13 protein-coding genes are annotated in these 15,754 nt (G+C 48.3%); 5 read left to right on the plus strand and 8 right to left on the minus strand.

Annotation, left to right across the window (positions count from 1 at the left end):
• Positions 1–112: 112 nt before the first annotated feature.
• Both cimA and ACI0FF_RS04285 read left to right on the plus strand, forming a co-directional pair.
• Positions 113–1,723 (plus strand): citramalate synthase, encoded by a 1,611-nt coding sequence (gene cimA / locus ACI0FF_RS04280; RefSeq protein ID WP_419798892.1) that lies wholly within the window; start codon positions 113–115, stop codon positions 1,721–1,723.
• Entirely contained in the window at positions 1,710–2,522 is an 813-nt protein-coding gene (locus ACI0FF_RS04285) for an RNA methyltransferase (protein ID WP_419798893.1), read from the plus strand. The genes cimA and ACI0FF_RS04285 overlap by 14 nt, the downstream gene beginning before the upstream one ends.
• Positions 2,523–2,567: 45 nt before the next feature.
• Here ACI0FF_RS04285 and ACI0FF_RS04290 read toward each other — a convergent pair whose 3' ends face one another.
• From ACI0FF_RS04290 to ACI0FF_RS04320, 7 genes are read right to left on the minus strand one after another with little or no spacing between them, the layout of a single operon-like run.
• Positions 2,568–3,902, minus strand: coding sequence for a class I SAM-dependent RNA methyltransferase (locus ACI0FF_RS04290; RefSeq protein ID WP_419799689.1), 1,335 nt, complete (start codon positions 3,900–3,902; stop codon positions 2,568–2,570).
• A gap of 12 nt (positions 3,903–3,914) precedes the next feature.
• Positions 3,915–4,499, minus strand: a complete 585-nt coding sequence (locus ACI0FF_RS04295) for an ABC-type transport auxiliary lipoprotein family protein (protein WP_419798894.1) — start codon at positions 4,497–4,499, stop codon at positions 3,915–3,917.
• Positions 4,500–4,520: 21 nt separating this feature from the next.
• The gene (locus ACI0FF_RS04300) at positions 4,521–5,489 is read right to left on the minus strand and encodes an MlaD family protein (RefSeq protein WP_419798895.1); all 969 of its coding nucleotides are present in this window, start codon (positions 5,487–5,489) and stop codon (positions 4,521–4,523) included.
• A complete protein-coding gene (locus ACI0FF_RS04305; protein ID WP_419798896.1) occupies positions 5,476–6,315 on the minus strand; it encodes an ABC transporter ATP-binding protein in 840 nt (279 codons plus the stop codon). The genes ACI0FF_RS04300 and ACI0FF_RS04305 overlap by 14 nt, the downstream gene beginning before the upstream one ends.
• On the minus strand, positions 6,312–7,130 hold the full coding sequence (locus tag ACI0FF_RS04310) for an MlaE family ABC transporter permease (protein WP_419798897.1): 819 nt from the start codon (positions 7,128–7,130) through the stop codon (positions 6,312–6,314). Before ACI0FF_RS04310 ends, ACI0FF_RS04305 begins: the two co-directional genes overlap by 4 nt.
• Positions 7,131–7,158: 28 nt before the next feature.
• Positions 7,159–7,494, minus strand: a complete 336-nt coding sequence (locus ACI0FF_RS04315; RefSeq protein WP_419798898.1) for an STAS domain-containing protein — start codon at positions 7,492–7,494, stop codon at positions 7,159–7,161.
• Positions 7,491–9,263 carry a SpoIIE family protein phosphatase gene (locus tag ACI0FF_RS04320; protein ID WP_419798899.1) on the minus strand — a complete coding sequence of 591 codons (1,773 nt, stop codon included), beginning with the start codon at positions 9,261–9,263 and terminating at the stop codon, positions 7,491–7,493. Before ACI0FF_RS04320 ends, ACI0FF_RS04315 begins: the two co-directional genes overlap by 4 nt.
• 203 nt (positions 9,264–9,466) lie before the next feature.
• Between ACI0FF_RS04320 and ACI0FF_RS04325 the strand changes: the two genes are divergently transcribed.
• A complete protein-coding gene (locus ACI0FF_RS04325; RefSeq protein WP_419798900.1) occupies positions 9,467–11,305 on the plus strand; it encodes a GGDEF domain-containing protein in 1,839 nt (612 codons plus the stop codon).
• Between the two features lie 80 nt (positions 11,306–11,385).
• Positions 11,386–12,924, plus strand: a complete 1,539-nt coding sequence (gene pap, locus ACI0FF_RS04330; protein WP_419798901.1) for a polyphosphate:AMP phosphotransferase — start codon at positions 11,386–11,388, stop codon at positions 12,922–12,924.
• 27 nt (positions 12,925–12,951) lie between these two features.
• Here the strand turns inward: pap and ACI0FF_RS04335 are convergent, their stop codons facing one another.
• The gene (locus ACI0FF_RS04335) at positions 12,952–13,212 is read right to left on the minus strand and encodes a 4a-hydroxytetrahydrobiopterin dehydratase (RefSeq protein WP_419798902.1); all 261 of its coding nucleotides are present in this window, start codon (positions 13,210–13,212) and stop codon (positions 12,952–12,954) included.
• 118 nt (positions 13,213–13,330) lie between these two features.
• On the opposite strand from ACI0FF_RS04335, the gene ACI0FF_RS04340 reads away from it, so the two are divergent.
• Entirely contained in the window at positions 13,331–15,754 is a 2,424-nt protein-coding gene (locus ACI0FF_RS04340; protein WP_419798903.1) for a Lon protease family protein, read from the plus strand.

The raw sequence follows: 15,754 nt of genomic DNA on the forward strand, positions 1-15,754 counted from the left end.
AAGAACATACAAGTTTTAAAGTGTAAAGATGGATGAAAAATCAAAGGAACACTTGAGAAAGTGGCAATAATTTTGCATTCTCCCCGTCTTCGATAAAAATAGGACAAAAATGATGACCAACGATAACCGAGTCTATCTCTATGATAGTACGTTGCGCGATGGGGCGCAGACGCAAGGTGTGGATTTTTCGACAGCCGATAAAATTTCCATTGCTATTGAACTGGATCGTTTGGGCATTGATTATATTGAAGGTGGCTGGCCTGGTGCCAATCCTACCGATGACAAATTTTTTGCGAAGCCGCCCGTCCTGAAGAACGCAATATTGTCTGCGTTTGGCATGACACGGCGCCCCGGGCGCAGTGCGGATAATGACCCGGGGCTGAACGGGCTGGTGAATACGGGTGTTAAAACCGTAACGCTGGTTGGTAAAAGTTGGGATTTTCAGGTCGATGTTGCTTTAGAAATTGAACGCAGTGAAAATATTGCGATGATTGCCGATTCAATTGCTTATGTAAAAGACAAGGCCGGCGAGGCCATGTTTGATGCGGAACATTTTTTTGATGGATACAAGGCGAATCCTGAATTTGCATTGCAGTGCTGCAAGGCGGCGTACGCGGCAGGGGCGCGCTGGATCGTTATGTGTGATACCAACGGTGGCACTTTGCCGGATGAGATTGAGACAATTGTCAGGGAAGTAACGGAACATATTCCGGGGACGCATCTGGGTATTCATTGTCATGATGATACCGGAAATGCGGTTGCCAATTCACTGGCGGCCGTGCGTGCCGGTGCCCGCCAAATTCAGGGGACGCTGAATGGTCTTGGTGAACGTTGCGGCAATGCAAACCTGATTTCTATTTTGCCATCCCTGATGTTGAAAATGGGATTTGAAACGGGTGTCAGTAAAGATGGTTTAGCCCGTCTGGTTCATGTATCGCGGATGTTGGACGAACGCCTTAATCGCGCCCCGGCCCGTAATGCAGCTTACGTGGGGGAGTCCGCCTTTGCGCATAAAGGCGGATTGCATGTTTCGGCCATTGAAAAAGACCCGAGCTGTTATGAACATATCAAACCGGAAAGTGTCGGTAACGAACGCACGATCATTATGTCCAATCAGGCTGGACGCTCTAATCTGGTGGCTAAGTTCCGCGAAGTTGGATTAGAGGTTGATCCCAAGGATGCCAAGGTGAATGCGCTGTTGGATGAGATCAAGGAACTGGAAAGCAACGGTTATTCCTATGACGGGGCGGATGCAAGTTTTGAATTGCTGGCGCGGCGCAAACTGGAAAATGTGCCGGACTATTTCCATCTTGAATCTTTTCGCGTGATTGATGAACGGGTATGGGATGAAAAACACGTTCACGTTAAACAGATGTCGGAAACGACCGTGAAACTTTATATCGGTGATCAACGGATTATGGATGTGGCCGAAGGAAACGGACCGGTTAATGCGCTGGATGCAGCTTTGCGCAAAATTCTCATCCCGTTTTATCCGCAATTGGAAAAACTGCATCTGGTTGATTTTAAGGTACGTATCTTGAATGGTGACAAGGCAACGGGCGCAATTACGCGGGTTATGATTGAAAGTGCGGACGGTGAAGGCAATACATGGACAACGATTGGCATGTCGTCCAACATAATTGATGCGTCTTATGAGGCATTGCGCGATAGTTTGGTTTACAGATTGTATAAAGCGGGTGTGAAAGCTTATGGCGGGAACTGATCGTCGCCGCAAATCCGAAGCGGCTGATTTCTGCCGGGATGATGCCCCGGCGATTATCTTGGTAGAACCCCAATTAGGGGAAAATATCGGGATGGTGGCGCGGGCCATGCTGAATTGTGGTTTAATTGATCTGCGGATCGTTAATCCGCGCGAAGGCTGGGACCGCGAGAAGGCGGAAAAAAGCAGTTCTGGTGCTACAATGGTATTGGACCGTGCGCGTTTTTACACGTCAACGGCGGATGCTGTTGCAGATCTGGAAACGGTCTATGCAACAACGGCACGTCCGCGTGATATGGTCAAACCGATGGTGACCCCGCGTCAAGCGGCCACAGAATCGGTGGAACTGGCAACGCGAAGTCTAAAGACAGGCGTGTTGTTTGGCAAAGAAGCCAAAGGTTTGCATAATGATGATGTCGCCTTGGCCGATGCAATTTTGCATTTGCCGTTAAACCCTGCTTTTGCTTCGTTGAATTTGGCGCAGGCCGTTCTGCTGATTGGGTATGAATGGTTCACCATGAATGACGAAACTGAAGGGCGCTATATCCCTGAAGGGCGTGGCAAAGCAGCCCGTCCGGCAACCAAGGATGAAGTCATCGGTTTTTATGAACATCTAGAAAGGGAACTGGATGCCTCGGGTTTTTTGCGGGTTGAAGCAAAACGCCCGTCGATGGTGCGCAATATCCGTAATATTTTCGCCCGAATTGATTTGACCTTGCAGGAAGTCCAAACCCTGCGCGGGATTGTGGCGTTTTTATCCAATGGGCGCAGTGGCGGGCCGGGGAAAAAAGATCAGGACTGATTGATATCACCGCCCTTTTCGCAGAATGAAAAGGGCGGTGATTTTTTATTTGGGTTCTTTTCTGAAAATCGCGGCAACTTCAACGTGATCAGACCAGGTAAATTGATCGACCGGCATGACGCGTTCAAGGTTATAGCCCCCATCAATTAAGACAGCAGCATCGCGACCGAAAGTTGCCGGATTACAGGAAATGGCAATGATGACGGGGACATCGCTTTCGGCCAGAAAACGGGCCTGTTCGCGGGCACCGGCACGCGGTGGGTCAAACAGGATCGCATCGAACTTAGACAATTCTTTACCCATTAAAGGCTGACGGTCCAGATCACGAACTTCTGTGGTAATACGCCCGCCTAAACCTGCACGACCTGCGGACAATTCCAGTGCTTTCAGGGCCGGGGCATGGCTTTCAACCGCATGAACGATCCCAACTTTTGCCAAGGCAAAAGTGAAGCTGCCGCACCCGGCATAAAGATCGAGAATTTTTTTCTCGTTCTTCAGGGCAGATAAAGCAAAATCTACAAGGGCGACTTCGCCTTCCTTGCTTGGCTGCAAAAAAGGGCTGGTTGGCAGTTCAACCGATGCATCCCCAAACTGTGTGGTGACAGCGCTGCGTTGGACGATGGTTTCCGGTGTCCCTTTACCATCTTGTTGCCAGGATAGGCGACCGATATTATATTTTTCTGCAAATGTAATCAGGTGTTGATGTGCCTTGAATTCCATCGGGCCGGGCAAGGCAAAAACGACATCGGCGGTTTCCCCCGGATAATTGACAATAATATCGCCGCGCCCTTCACGTTTCATAATTAAGGGTATTAAATCACGAAGGGCGCTAATCAGGGCATTCAATGGGTCGGTTAATAACAGACAGTGGTTGATTTCTTCAATTCGGTGGCTGCCTTTGGCATTGAAGCCAAAGATAATCTTTTTGCCCTTTTTCATAACGGCGAAAGAGGCCCGTCGGCGGCAATTGGGGCCAACAAGAACAGGTTTATCCAGATTGATGCTGATTTGGCTGCGTTTTAGAATATCGGCAACCTTGTGGCTTTTCCAATGGGCGTAGGTTTCTTGGTCGATATGTTGTAGGTTACAGCCACCGCATTGTGTGTAATGCGGGCAGGGGGCCGCAACGCGATGTTCACCGGGTGTGATGATTTCGCTGATTTCACCGACATAATCGTCTTCACGTTTACTTGTGACGCGGACTTTTAGAACATCGCCTTCCGCCGCATAGGGGACGAAAAAACCGTGACCGGAGTCGTCTTTACCCAATCCATCGCCTTTTGCACCGATGCCGAAGATGGTGACTTCCACCGGGGTTTTGGGAAGGGACGGTTTTTGCGATTTGGCGCTATGACGTCCACGGCGGCGTTGGATGGGCATTTTGGGCACGGGTTATCTCACATCATTGAGGAATTGCGTATAGATATCGGACAAGGCCCGATTGATCGTTTCAACGCTACCATGCACACCTTCCCCCGTTTGTGCAAGCTCGCGTTTGTAGGTCTTGAGGACCAGTATTTTGTCGTCACGAACTTGTTTTAATCCAATTTCCAGTTCAACAACAACTTTGGGTTCTGCTGAAAGGTCGCGTTCCAAACGCTTGATCTTTCCCGTCAGAAGGTAGTCTTCATTCATGCGCAGTTCCGGTGTGACGATATGGGTGGCGAGACTGGCTTTGCGTAAAAACGTAACCATGGCGTCCTGTAACAAATCCACCGGAGGTTCCACCCAGAAATGGTAATGATATTCAGATAGATGACCTTGGCCTTCACTATAGGCAATCGGACGACCGGAAATCAGGCCGTCCGCCCGAAATCGTTCGACTTCCAACACACCGTCGAGTTTCAGTTTACCGATGTTGGGGGGAGTGATCTCTAATCTGTAATAATGATCTTGGGGTAATTCCGGTTGTGTGCAGGCTGATAAAATCAGGGCTGCTGCGCCGATGATCGCACCTGTCAAAAAATACTTTCTCATAATGATCTTCTCCCCTGCCTTTTATTCTGCCCGGTCTTTGGGCGGTGTGCCCCCAAGCAATAACCCCGGGTTTTGTCGGATATGACGGCTGAACTCATACATATTGCGGCTGGTGCCTTCAAGGTTTTGTGAAATTGTATCAATATGACGGGCCAGCGTTTCCATAACAAAGCGTAAATCCGCAACGGCTTTTTCCATTTCGGGTTTGCCGTTGGTAATCATATTATCCATGTTGGTCATCATATGATCGGCTTTTTGTAATGAGGATCCGATTTGTCCCAATTCTGTGATGGTCTGATTGATTTTTTCGCGATTGGAAGCGGATAAAATCTGAGTTAATTCGTTCCCGGAGCTATTGAGATCTTGACTGAAGCTGGTCAAGTTTTCTGCAATTTCGGGTGTGCGTGTCCCGATTTGATCAAGAATGCCTTTTAACTGTTTGGCCATGTCATTTCCGTCTTCTGCCAGCAAGATCGCAGCACTGTTGACGGCGGTATTCAGATTTAGCAAAAGAGGGCGGACATCGCTTTCCATCAGTGAACTGATTTGTTCAGCAAGCGAGGACATGGCGGCAAACAGATCGGCATTTTCAACACCGCTGATGTTATCCCCGGGCTTAAGCGGTATTTTGCTGTTGCCGGCACGAATATTGATGGTTAGGGCGGAGAGCAGACCGGCTGAGGATACAGCGGCAATGCTGTCATCCGGGATATCCCAACCTTCAGCAATACTCATTTCAATTTTAAACCGCATGCGTCCGTTGTGTTTTTCGGGAATGATTTGTTCGATTTGTCCCACCGGATAGCCTTCATAAACGACTTGCGTGCCAAATTTCAGGCCCTGTACTTTTCCGTAATAGGTGTAGTAGGTATCGACCGCCCCCGTGCGACCACTTAAAAGGGCGACGGCAATGATCAATGACACAATACAGGCGATGACAAAACTGCCAACGATCATATAGTTCATCTTGGCGTTTTTAAGGGCGCTCATGTTGTCTGTCCTCTCCGGTTAGGCGACGAAGATAGGCGTCGGGATCGAGTTCTTCTTCCTCAATACGTCGATTAAGCAGGTTTTGAATGCGGGTATTGTCGGAATTTTTCATTTTTTCCGGTGTATCAATCATCAAAATATTACCGTGATCTAGCATGGTAATACGATCGGCAATGCGAAAGGCGCTGTCCAGTTCGTGGGTGACAACGACGATGGACATACCCATTGCATCGCGCAGACGCAGGATTAATTCATCCAGTTGGGCGGCAACGACCGGGTCAAGTCCTGCACTGGGTTCGTCAAAAAATAATAGCTTGGGATCCATAATGATGGCGCGAGCAACCGCTGCGCGTTTCAGCATACCGCCGGAAAGCTCACTGGGGGTTAAATCTTCAAAGCCCGCCAGATCGACCACTTCCAATTTCATACGCGCCATGATGTCCATTGTCATTTCATCGAGATCGGTATGTTCACGCAACGGCAGTTTTATATTTTCACCAACGGTCATGGAACTGAATAAAGCGCCACCCTGAAAGGCAACGCCGATTTTTTTGCGCAGGGCATATGTGTCTTTAAGGCTGAGATCGGTGATGTTCTTGCCCAAAAGCTTCATGGTGCCGGAGGTGGCATGTTCCAGACTCATTAAATGGCGCAACAAGGTGGATTTTCCTGATCCCGATCCACCCATTATGACCATGATTTCCCCTTGGCGCACATCCATTGAGATCCCTTTCAGGATCATGCGTTCGCCATAATGGGTGACGAGGTCTTCCACTTCGATCACTTTTGGGCGCGCGAGTAATTCTGCTTCTGTCGGTTTTGTCATCGTGTCACCATGAACGCAAACAGCATATCGGTCAGGACGATGGCTGAAATGGATTGAACAACGGCGCGGGTGGTCACTTTGCCGACCCCTTCGGCCCCACCGCGCACCCCGGCACCGTTGGCCACACCGATGACGGCGATCAAGATGGCAAAAAGCACGCTTTTTCCCAGACCGTGCATAACATCATCGACTCGTAGCCATTCAAAGACCTGATCCCAATAGGCGGCCATGCTGACCCCTAAATCAAGGGAGACATAGATCCCGGCCCCCAATAATCCGATTACATCGGAAAAGAAAGTCAGGCAAGGCACCATGATCACCATGGCAAGTAATGCAGGTGCGACAAGGAAACGCACAGGATTAATCCCCATGACGGAAAGCGCATCGACTTCCTGATTGATGTTCATAATGCCAATGCGTGCGGCCAGTGCCGAACCGGATCGTCCTGCCACTAGAATTCCCGTAATCAAGGGGGCGAATTCACGCACGACGGAAAAAGCAATGCCGATGGTGACATGGCTTTCAGCCCCGAAAATCCGCATGGTATAGATGCCTTGAATGGCCAGCATCATACCGACCGTTACCCCTAGCATGGCAACGATGGGGATAGCACGGATGCCGGTTTCCATCATTTGTGCGAACAAGGATTGCATACGAACGGGTTGGCCTATGGACTTCCCCATGAAGGCCCAATAGAGGCTTTCCCAGATCAAAGAGGCGCAATAGCCAATTTCGGATACACCGATCATGGTGGTCCGCCCGATATCTTCTACTTTTTTTGCAACCGGGCTTTGTTCAGCCTCTTGTTCGCTCATGTTCCATTATCCCCGAAAAGACGGCCCTCTAGCTGTTGAGTGAACTTACAGCTTCGTCAATTGTTGCCTGTATTGTAAAGACTTTGTCCAGTCGTGCCAATTGTAGAACGCGCATGGCGCTGTCTGAAATTTCGGCCAAGATAAAACCGGAGCTATTGCGCCGACTGGTTTGATAGGCTTCGACCAGACTGGCAATGCCGGAACTGTCGATATAAGCAACGCCGCTCATGCCGACGACGACGGACTTTCCGACATTGACGCGCGCCAATAATGTTTTTCGTAAAGTTGGCGAGGTTTCCAGATCAACTTCGCCGTCCAGTTCGAAAATGACAATGTCGTTTATTTCTCTTGTCTCGATATTCATTGTTTGGATGGACCTTTTTTGTTTACGTTTATGTTTTTAACCAATCTCAGCAAGTTGCCCTCGCCTTGTGAGGGGCGTAAATATTGGACATCGTCCATAACTTCCTGAATCAGATGCGTGCCCAGTCCGCCGGGGCGAACATCTTCTAAATCACGCGGTTTGATAAAGCTGGGGGGAACCATAGGTGCAAAATCACGCAGGCGAAAGACGAGTCTTCCGGGGCGTTGCCGTACCGTCAGTTCTATTTCTTCATCACTGGGACCGCCATAAGCATGGCGAATGACGTTTTGGCAGGCTTCATCGACAGCTAAAACGATATCGGTGGTGTCTGTTTCATTACAACCAACCTTTTGACAGGATTCACGTACACAGGCACGCGCCAGTTTCATCCAACCGGGGCGGGCTGGGAATTTGAAATCAATCAACCAATCGCCGTCTTTTTCCGCACTATGATCTGTTTCGTTTTGTCCGACTTTGGTTTCTGTATCATGAATGGGGCGCAAGGCATCGGTCAGGGCCAGGACGGTTACGTCATCGCGCAAGGCACTAGGGTCAGGGGAAACAGCCTCGACAAGTTGATCCAATTGGGTCGTCAAATTTTCATGGGTATATTGCCGTAAAATTTGCTGCACGCCCTCTGTTGTCAGGGGTTGACCTGTCAGGGTGTAGCCTTCGGTCAATCCATCGGTATAGATATAAAGCGATCCGCCTTGCGGGAAGAGTTGTACTTCTTCATAGGCGCCATCTTCGCCGGGTAAGGGTGGGACAATCCCCAAAGGTGGCCCACCTGCGCCATAAGTATTAAATGTATCGTTTTGAAATAAAAGTACAGGTTCATGACCGGCATTTGCCAGACGGATCAAACCTTCGCACCCTGGTCTGGGGTCATAAATCCCGGCAACCATTGTGACGAACATGCCATGCGTCGCTGTTTCACAAAGTTCGGCATTGATGCGACCTAAAAGTTTACCGGGGTCACGGACCGTTTTGCCTAAACAGCGAAACAGGGAAGCCGTTTTCGACATGAGCAGGGCGGCATTGATCCCTTTGCCGGAGACATCGCCAAGCCCGAAATAAATACGACCATCAGGAAGCTTGAAATAATCAAAGAAATCACCGGAAACCCCGCGCGCAGCTTTATTCACACCGAAAATAGTATCGCCGGCCTCGTGCGCATCGGGGAGAAAACGGCGCTGAATTTCTGCGGCCAGTTCCAGTTCGCGTTTCACGCGTTCCTGCTCGACCAAGGCGCGGGCCATACGGGCATTTATCACGGCAAGGGCAGCCGATGAGGCGAGGGTTTCCAAGACCTTGAGATCTGTTTCATCGAACAGGTCGTCGGCATTTTTCTTATTGACCAGTTCAATGGCGCCAACGCAACGGTCTTTGACGCTTAGGGGTGCGCAGAGGATGGATTTGGTTGTAAATCCGGTTTGATCGTCGATAGCGCCATAAAAATCAGGATCATTTTTAACATCGCGCACTAAAGCACCTTGGTTGCTTGCGACGGATTTTCCAACAATACCTTGACCGTATTCTAGTTTTAATCCGGTGATTTCCGTTGCACCGTAACAAGCGACACAGGTGATAATTTGGGTGGCTTCGTCCATGAGAAAGACCGCCCCGCCTTCGGCATCCATATAATCGGTAATTTCACACAGGGCATTGCGAAGCGTTTCGTCAACATTCAGCGTGTTAGCGAATTGAGCCGTCATATTGGCCAGCAGGCTGACCTGTCTGTCGATGCTAAAAGTTATCGATTCGTTCAACTTCGTTTCCATGTGCATACTATGACCGGATTATTTGTAAACGCAAAGGATAAGTTTAAGGAGCCTATGCACGTAAAGTCCGAGTCTCGTGATTATTCTGTTTCAGTTTTATTATAGTCCTGTGACAGAAGCAGTTACGCAATTGACCTTGGCTTCCAGATGGCTTTCTTTGCAGATAGAGAAGAAGGCTTAACGAGGCTCCCTTGGATTTTACAAATAATCATAAACCAGAACCGCTGATGTTTGATTTTGATGATATTGCCCCGATGGGGCATGAAGACCCGACCTTTGAGGCAAAGGCATATTTGGAACTTGCAAAAAGCGAGATCGATTATGCTTTTCAACCGATTGTGGATATTAATAATGGAACCGTGTTTGGTTATGAAGCCTTGTTGCGCGGGCATGAAAAACTTGGTGTTTCCAGCATTTTTGAAGTTTTTGATCGTGCAGAAGAGCTGAAAATTTTGCATCGCTTCGACATGATGATGCGATCCCTTGCCATTACGAAATATGCTGCTTTACCACGCTCAAATCGAACCAAGCTGTTCTATAATCTGGATAACCGCATTATCGCATCACCTGATTATTTTCGGGGAGGAACCAAGGCGTTATTGCGTGAAGTCGGTTTGCCGCCGTCATCATTTTGTTTGGAAATATCGGAACGTCATGAAGTGTCCATGAAACAGGCGGCGCAAAACCTCGCCCTTTATTATGATGAAGACTACAGTACGGCAATTGATGATTTTGGGGCCGGCTATTCCGGCTTGAAACTGTTGCATGAACATCAGCCGGATTTCATCAAAATCGACCGATCTTTTATCAGTGGCATTGAAAAAGACAAAAAGTGCAAGCTGATGGTCGCAACCATTGTGGACTTGGCCCATGTCCTTGGGATTTTTGTTATTGCCGAAGGTGTGGAAAACGAAGCCGAGCTGATTATTTGCAAGGAAATTGGCTGTGATTTGGTGCAAGGCTATTATGTGGAAAGGCCACAAAGGGAAATTGGTTCTTTAAAACTGCAATATACCGATCTGGTCCATATTGGGCGTCGTAAAGCTCATGAAAAAGATAATGATACACAGATCATTTATGAACAAATCGAATACCGCCCGCCTTTGAAAGTGACAGATACAATGGATACGGTGTTTGAAGCTTTCCGCCGTAATAAGGAAATGACATTTTTCCCTGTGGTTGATGAAAGCGGTAGTCCGTTAGGTGTCATCCGGGAACATATGCTGAAGGAATATGCTTATTCACCGTTTGGCAAAGATTTGATTGCCAACCGGGCAGCCGGACTGACGTTGCGTAAATTTATCAGCCCGTGCCCGATGGCGGACATTCAGTCCGGGACGCAGACGATCTTGGAAAATTTCAGTTTGTCGGAAAGCCCGGATGGGATCATTCTCGTGAAAGAATTCAGCTATCTTGGTTTTCTATCGGCGGGTTCTTTATTGCGTGTGATTAATGAAAAGAATTTGGCGCAGGCCCGCGATTGCAGTCCGTTGACAAAATTACCGGGGAATTCATCCATCGCCAATTTTGTCACACAAGCCTGTAGCGATCAAAATAGCGAAAGTGTTCTGGTCTATCTGGATTTGGATAATTTCAAGGCATTTAATGATGCGTACGGGTTTCGTCAAGGGGACCGTGCCATCATGTTGTTTGCAGAGCTGATGCGCAAAAAATTTGAACGTGATGAAGTGTTCCTCGGTCATGTTGGTGGGGATGATTTCTTTATTGGTTTTGAACAGTCTTACACCGGGAATGTGGACTGCGAGGTTGCTGATCTGTTAGCCACTTTTGCTCGTGATGTGGAAAGTTTCTATGATGCAGGCGCGCGGGAACAAGGTTTTTTAGAAGGTAAAGACCGCCATGGGGAAGTTCGACGTTTCCCATTGATGAGTTGCAGTGCTGCCGTTGTGCATTTAACTGCCGGAAGAGAAGAAAACACCCCCAGTTTTGAAAATCTGGATGTCGTTTTGGCAAAATTAAAGAAAGAAGCAAAAGGCAACGATAGCCATATTGCCCTTCATCGTTTTTAGTTTATTCAATCATTTGCGCATGTATGCCCAATCCGTTACTCTTTCTATGAAAAGGGAATTGTGAGGTAACGGAGGGGCATATGTTTGAAACAGCTGAATTGGGACGTTCGATCCCGAAGAAGGAATTTGAAGAACAAGTTGAAAGTTTACGGACTGAATTGCTGGCCATACAGCAGGATTTACGTAAATACGACTTTCCCGTCATTATTGTCATGGCCGGTGTGGATGGCGCAGGCAAAGGGGCAACGGTTAATCTGTTAAACGAATGGATGGATTCGCGCTGGATCGACAACAACGCCTATGTCCGTCATAGCGATGAAGAGTCGGAACGTCCGCGTTATTGGCGTTATTGGCGCGATTTACCGACAAAAGGCAAAATCGGTATTTTCCTGAGTTCATGGTACAGTTCACCGTTTTTGGATCATGTCTATGACAACATCAGTAAAGCTGAATATGACGAAAGATTGGACAGGATTAAAGCCTTTGAAAAAACGCTGGCCGATGATGGCGCGTTGATTTTGAAATTCTGGATGCATCTAGGTAAAGATGCGCAGAAAAAGCGCCTTAAAAAGCTGGAGAAAAATGAACTTCAGGCGTGGCGGGTTAATGAAAGCGATTGGGAACACTGGCGCATGTACGATAAATTTATCGATAGTGCCGAGCGTCTGATCATGCGTACGTCCAAAGGTCATGCACCGTGGTCGATTGTTGAAGGGGCAGATATCCGTTATGGATCCTTAACGGTTGCGCAGCAAATTCGCGACGCCATTGTGCGTCACGCTGCCTTGCGAACTTCGCAGAAAGAAGCCTTGATCCAGTTGGCGAAAAAAGATCATGCGACAAAGAAAGCACCTGAGAAAAAAATAAACAAAGATGCCCCTGTTGAACCGCTGCCTTATCCAACGGTGCTCAGTCGTCTAGATATGTCTCTGACTGTTGAAAAAGAGGCATATAAGACGGAGCTTAAATCGCTGCAAGGTCGTCTCAGTCAATTGGCACGTAAGGCCACGGAACAAGGGGTTTCGACCATTCTGGTTTTTGAAGGTTCGGATGCAGCAGGCAAAGGCGGCAATATACGGCGTATTACATCAGCCTTGGATGCCCGCAGTTACAAGGTTTTACCCTTTGCCGCGCCCAATGATGAAGAACGGGCGCATCATTATCTGTGGCGGTTCTGGCGCCATATGTCACGCGCTGGTCGGATGACCATATTTGATCGTTCATGGTATGGGCGGGTGTTGGTTGAACGTTGCGAAGGGTTTGCTCGTGAAGACGAATGGCGTCGCGCTTATGGTGAAATTGTTGATTTTGAAGACCAGATTGTTGATCACGGTACGGTGTTGTTGAAGTTCTGGATTCATATCGACCCGGATGAACAGCTTGCTCGTTTCAAGGCGCGCGAGGTTACGCCCTGGAAACAATGGAAATTGACGGATGAAGATTGGCGAAACCGGGAAAAATGGGCGCAATACGAAGAAGCCGTGAATGATCTGGTTGAAAAAACCAGTACGTCTAATGCGCCATGGACCTTGGTGGAAGGCAATGACAAAAAATATGCGCGTCTAAAGGTCCTGCGTACGGTTTGTGAGGCGCTGGAAACTCGCCTTAAAGCAAAATAGAACAACTGTGGACGGGTAAGGCGAGCATTAGTCGACAAGCCCGTCCATAAATTTTGCCAATTCAATATCTTTTTTACTGACCCCGTTCGTATCGTGGGTGGTCAGTGTTACGTTGACGTTATTGTAGACATTGAACCATTCCGGGTGGTGGTTCATTTTTTCGGCCTTCAGGGCGACTTGGGTCATAAAAGCAAAGGCTTTCATAAAATCATCAAATTGAAAACAGCGTGAAATGGCATCACGCCCGTCAACGTATTGCCAGTTTTTAAGTTCGGAAATATCTTGCATTGTTATCAGCCTCCTTGATGGTTTTTATATGGGGTTTGTTTTGCGTCTTTGCAAAAAAAGAGTACTATAATTACATAAAAACAAGCCGTTGCGGCCGAATTTAAACAAAAGGGGATGCATGATGAAAGCACTGAAACGCCAAGACCTGTATCGGGCCTGCGACCCTTCTTTGTTTGATTTTAAAACAACGGATGAGTTGGACGACCTTGATCATTTTGTGGGGCAGGATCGCGCCTTGCAAGCCGCTAAGTTCGCCTTTGGGATGAAAGGGCGCGGATATAACCTGTTTGCTTTTGGTCCTCATGGAACAGGGAAAAGTTCTTTGGTGCGCCGTTTGTTGAACGAGCGTGTCAAGAATATGTCGGTGCCGCAGGACTGGGTGTATGTCAATAATTTTGATGCCCCCCATAAACCGCATGCGCTGTCCTTTGAAGCGGGCAAGGCGCGTGTCTTTGCCGATGCGATGATGCAATTGGTTGATGATTTGAAAGCCACGATCCCTCAAGCCTTTGAAAAAGACGAATATCGTCAACGCCGCGATGCCTTGGAAGCGAAGTTCAAGGGAATTCAGGATAAGGCCTTTGGTGATTTTCAGGAACGGGCTGAGGCACAAAACGTCGGTTTGTTGCGCACCCCCACAGGATTTGCCTTGGTTCCTTTAAAAGAAGGTACCATTCTTAAGCCCGATGAATTCAAGGCCTTAAGCGAGGAAGAACAAGAAAAACATAAGCAGTCGATTGATATCTTTCAGGAAGAGCTGGAACAAATCGTCGAAGAATTACCACGTATGGAAAAAGAGTATCGTGTCAGTGTGCGTGATTTAAATCGCGAGGTCACGCAATTTGCGGTGCGTCATCAGATAATGGAATTGCGCAAAAACTTTTGTGATCACGACGGTGTGCAATCTTATCTGGATGCGGTGGAAGCTGATGTCATTGAAACGGCAGATGATTTTCTGCCGGAAGAACAAGCCCCGCAAGCCCCTGCCATGGCGGCAATAATGGGGGGCGGACAACGAGATTTTCGCCGCTATGAGGTGAATGTCATCGTTGATTATGCGGCTTGTGATGAAAAAGGCTGCCACGTGGTGGAAGGGGCCCCGATTGTAGAGGAAGATCACCCGACCTTGCCCAATATGGTCGGACGGGTGGAAACCGTTTCGATGTATGGCACGGCCATGACCGATTTTACCTTGATCAAAGCGGGTGCGCTGCATAAAGCCAATGGGGGATATTTGATCGTCGATGCCCATAAAATCCTGACACAACCTTTTGCGTGGGAGGCTTTGAAACGTATTCTCAATACCGGACGTATCCGTATTGAGTCGGCGGCGGAAAGTTACGGTGTTGGTCCAACCATGATGCTGGAACCCGAACCGATTCCGTTGGATGTAAAGGTTGTGATGATCGGGGATGCGCACATTTATTATATGCTGAACCATCTGGACCCCGATTTTCATGAATTGTTTAAGGTTGCGGCAGATTTTAACGATCAAATGGAACGCAACGATAACAGCATGAAAACCTATGCCCAGTTGTTGGGGACTTATGTGCGTCAGGAAGGACTTGCCCCACTGGATGCCAGCGGTGTCGCCCGAATTGTTGAACAAGGGTCGCGTCTTTGTGAAGATGCAGAACGCTTAACCACCCATATGGCAAGTATTGTCGATCTGGTCCGTGAGGCGGATTACTGGATGCGTGAAGACGGGGCCAAGGTTATTTCACGCACACATGTGGAACGGGCCATTGATGCGAAAGTTTATCGGTCCGATCGTATTCGGGAACGGATTTTGGATGAAATCCATCGCGGCACCATTCATATCGATACGGCTGGCGAAGTGGTTGGACAAATCAACGGCTTGGCGGTTTTGCAGTTGGATCATTTTATGTTTGGCAGGCCGTCTCGTATTTCCTGCACAGTGCGTATGGGCCGGGGGGAGATTGTGAATATCGAACGCGAAGTTGCCTTGTCCGGCCCCCTTCATTCCAAAGGGGTTTTGATCCTGACCTCTTTTCTGGCACAACGTTTTGCCAAAGACCGTCCACTGAGTTTGACCGCCAACATCGTGTTTGAACAATCTTATTCCAATATTGACGGGGACAGTGCCTCTTCGACAGAGCTTTATAGTCTATTGTCTGCCTTGGCCGATGTGCCGATTCGTCAATCTTTGGCTGTGACCGGATCTGTTGATCAATATGGTCATGTACAGGCAATCGGTGGTGTGAATGAAAAGATTGAAGGCTTTTTTGATGTTTGTATGGCGCGGGGATTAAATGGCAAACAAGGGGTCTTGATCCCGCAGGAAAATGTGAAACATTTGATGTTGCGTGCGGATGTGGTTGATGCATGCGAGCGGGGCGATTTCCATATTTATCCGGTGGAAACCATTGACCAAGGGATCGAACTTCTGACGGGAATACCTGCTGGAGAGATGGATGAAAATGGTCAATATCCAATCGGCACGATTAACCGATTGGCGGCTGTTCGATTAAAAACCTTTAGCCGCCGTTGGTTTGAAATGGCGCGGGTCGGTGCCGGTTGA

The sequence above is a fragment of the Terasakiella sp. 4MB5A genome (assembly GCF_050058155.1).
GTDB classification, from domain to species: Bacteria; Pseudomonadota; Alphaproteobacteria; order Rhodospirillales; family Terasakiellaceae; genus Terasakiella; species Terasakiella halodenitrificans.

Coding starts and splice junctions, on each gene's coding strand:
- ACI0FF_RS04305 (WP_419798896.1), bottom strand. CDS start 6,315: ATGACAAAACCGACAGAAGCAGAATTACTCGCGCGCCCAAAAGTGATC.
- ACI0FF_RS04285 (WP_419798893.1), top strand. CDS start 1,710: ATGGCGGGAACTGATCGTCGCCGCAAATCCGAAGCGGCTGATTTCTGC.
- ACI0FF_RS04335 (WP_419798902.1), bottom strand. CDS start 13,212: ATGCAAGATATTTCCGAACTTAAAAACTGGCAATACGTTGACGGGCGT.
- ACI0FF_RS04340 (WP_419798903.1), top strand. CDS start 13,331: ATGATGAAAGCACTGAAACGCCAAGACCTGTATCGGGCCTGCGACCCT.
- cimA (WP_419798892.1), top strand. CDS start 113: ATGACCAACGATAACCGAGTCTATCTCTATGATAGTACGTTGCGCGAT.
- ACI0FF_RS04290 (WP_419799689.1), bottom strand. CDS start 3,902: ATGCCCATCCAACGCCGCCGTGGACGTCATAGCGCCAAATCGCAAAAA.
- ACI0FF_RS04315 (WP_419798898.1), bottom strand. CDS start 7,494: ATGAATATCGAGACAAGAGAAATAAACGACATTGTCATTTTCGAACTG.
- pap (WP_419798901.1), top strand. CDS start 11,386: ATGTTTGAAACAGCTGAATTGGGACGTTCGATCCCGAAGAAGGAATTT.
- ACI0FF_RS04300 (WP_419798895.1), bottom strand. CDS start 5,489: ATGAGCGCCCTTAAAAACGCCAAGATGAACTATATGATCGTTGGCAGT.
- ACI0FF_RS04310 (WP_419798897.1), bottom strand. CDS start 7,130: ATGAGCGAACAAGAGGCTGAACAAAGCCCGGTTGCAAAAAAAGTAGAA.
- ACI0FF_RS04295 (WP_419798894.1), bottom strand. CDS start 4,499: ATGAGAAAGTATTTTTTGACAGGTGCGATCATCGGCGCAGCAGCCCTG.